This window comes from Mycobacterium sp. E3251 (assembly GCF_001666835.1).
Lineage (GTDB): Bacteria > Actinomycetota > Actinomycetes > Mycobacteriales > Mycobacteriaceae > Mycobacterium.
On sequence record NZ_LZJF01000131.1, the window covers coordinates 1 to 1,799 of the forward strand.

The 1,799-nt window shown below is 66.8% G+C and carries 4 protein-coding genes; 2 read left to right on the forward strand and 2 right to left on the reverse strand.

The features are described 5' to 3' along the window. Positions 1–536 (forward strand): adenylyl-sulfate kinase (cysC, locus tag A5697_RS16135; protein WP_068011384.1); only part of this gene is annotated, 536 nt, incomplete at its 5' end. A gap of 58 nt (positions 537–594) precedes the next feature. Continuing rightward, positions 595–1,080, forward strand: a complete 486-nt coding sequence (locus tag A5697_RS16140; RefSeq protein ID WP_067951071.1) for an RrF2 family transcriptional regulator — start codon at positions 595–597, stop codon at positions 1,078–1,080. 21 nt (positions 1,081–1,101) lie between these two features. On the opposite strand, the gene A5697_RS16145 is transcribed toward A5697_RS16140, so the two are convergent. Both A5697_RS16145 and A5697_RS16150 read right to left on the reverse strand, forming a co-directional pair. After that, positions 1,102–1,491, reverse strand: coding sequence for a VOC family protein (locus tag A5697_RS16145; protein ID WP_067951070.1), 390 nt, complete (start codon positions 1,489–1,491; stop codon positions 1,102–1,104). Between the two features lie 9 nt (positions 1,492–1,500). Continuing rightward, the coding region (locus A5697_RS16150) for a VOC family protein (protein WP_068011385.1) at positions 1,501–1,799 on the reverse strand (299 nt) is incomplete at its 5' end.

The following is a 1,799-nucleotide window of genomic DNA, read 5'->3' on the forward strand; positions in this document are numbered from 1 at the left end:
CCGAAGCCCGGCCGCGGGGCAAGACGGTGTGGTTCACCGGCCTGTCCGGTTCCGGCAAATCATCGGTGGCCATGCTGGTCGAGCAGGTGCTGCTCGAAAAGGGCACGCCCGCTTACGTTCTCGACGGCGACAACCTGCGACATGGTTTGAATGCCGACCTGGGCTTCAGCATGGCCGACCGAGCCGAGAATCTGCGCCGGCTGGCGCATGTGGCGGCGTTGCTCGCCGACTGCGGCAACGTCGTGCTGGTACCGGCGATCAGCCCGCTGACCGAGCAGCGCGAGATGGCTCGTAATGTGCACGCCGCCGCGGGGTTCGACTTCGTCGAGGTGTTCTGCGATACCCCGATCGAAGAATGCGAGCAGCGTGATCCGAAGGGGTTGTACGCCAAGGCCCGCGCGGGCGAGATCGCACACTTCACCGGCATCGACAGCCCGTATCAGCCGCCGGTCAACCCCGACCTGCGGCTTACACCGGACCGTACCGTCGAGGAACAGGCGCGCAGCATCGTCGATTTGCTCGAATCGCGGGGTTAGCGCACCGGCACAGCCCGGCTGCACCGAAATTCGCGCGCCGAGTGGCACAATTCTGAGAGTGCGCATGTCGGCGAAGGCGGAGTACGCGGTGCGGGCCATGGTCCAGCTCGCCACGGTCCCCAGCGGGACATTGGTGAAAACCGACGACCTGGCCCAAGCGCAGGGCATACCGCCGCAATTCCTCGTCGACATCCTGACCAACCTGCGCACCGACCGCCTGGTGAAGAGCCATCGGGGCCGCGAAGGCGGCTACGAGCTGGCCCGTCCCGGAGACGAGATCAGCATCGCCGACGTATTGCGCTGTATCGACGGGCCACTGGCGAGCGTGCGCGACATCGGGCTGGGGGATCTGCCCTATTCCGGTCCCACCGCGGCGCTCACCGACGTCTGGCGGGCGTTGCGCGCCAGCATGCGGTCGGTGCTCGAGGAAACAACCCTGGCCGACGTCGCCGCCAACGCACTGCCCGAGCATGTCGCGCAATTCGCCCACGATTATCGGGCACAGGAGAGCGTGCGGCACGGCACACCGCACGCCGGCGAATAGGCGGCGCGGCCCGCCGGAGCGTCAGCCCCCGGACCCGTAGGGGCGGGTGAGAATCTCCATGGCGTGTCCCGAGGGATCGAGGAAGTACACGCCGCGCCCGCCGTCCCTGCGGTTGATCTCGCCGGGCCGCTTGGCGCCCGGGTCGGCCCAGTGCTCCAGGCCGCGCGAGGAGATCTTGCCGTAGATCGTGTCGAATTCCTCTTCGGACACCAGGAAGGCATAGTGCTGCCGCGGGATCTCCCCGCCGTCGGAAGCATCCGCATAGTCCAGGCTGGCGCCGTGCTCGAGTTCGACAACCATGAAGTGGCCGAACGGCTTTGGGCTGGGCAGGCCGAACAATTCGGCGAGGAACTCCGCGGACTCGTGCTTGTCCCGGGCGGCGACGATGGTGTGGTTGAAGCTGATGGACATGGCCTCCTCCTACTTCGGTGCCGTGAGCTCCAGGGCGATGTTGTCGGGATCGCGGAACTCCAGGATGTACGACGGCCCGATGTCTTTTACGGGCTCGTGCGTCACGCTGAGCTCATCGAGATGCGCTGCGGCCGAGTCTAATTCATCCTTGCTGGCGACCCGAAACGCGATGTGGTCGAGCCCGGCGCGGTCCTCGTCGAAGCGGTCGGTGGCAACCGGCCGCAGTCCCAGCAGCGTGCCGCCGAGGTCGTAGATGACGCCACCGAACAGGAAGCTCAACTGGCTGCGGGTGGCCTCGTCCGCGTTGT

Coding starts and splice junctions, on each gene's coding strand:
- A5697_RS16145 (WP_067951070.1), bottom strand. CDS start 1,491: ATGTCCATCAGCTTCAACCACACCATCGTCGCCGCCCGGGACAAGCAC.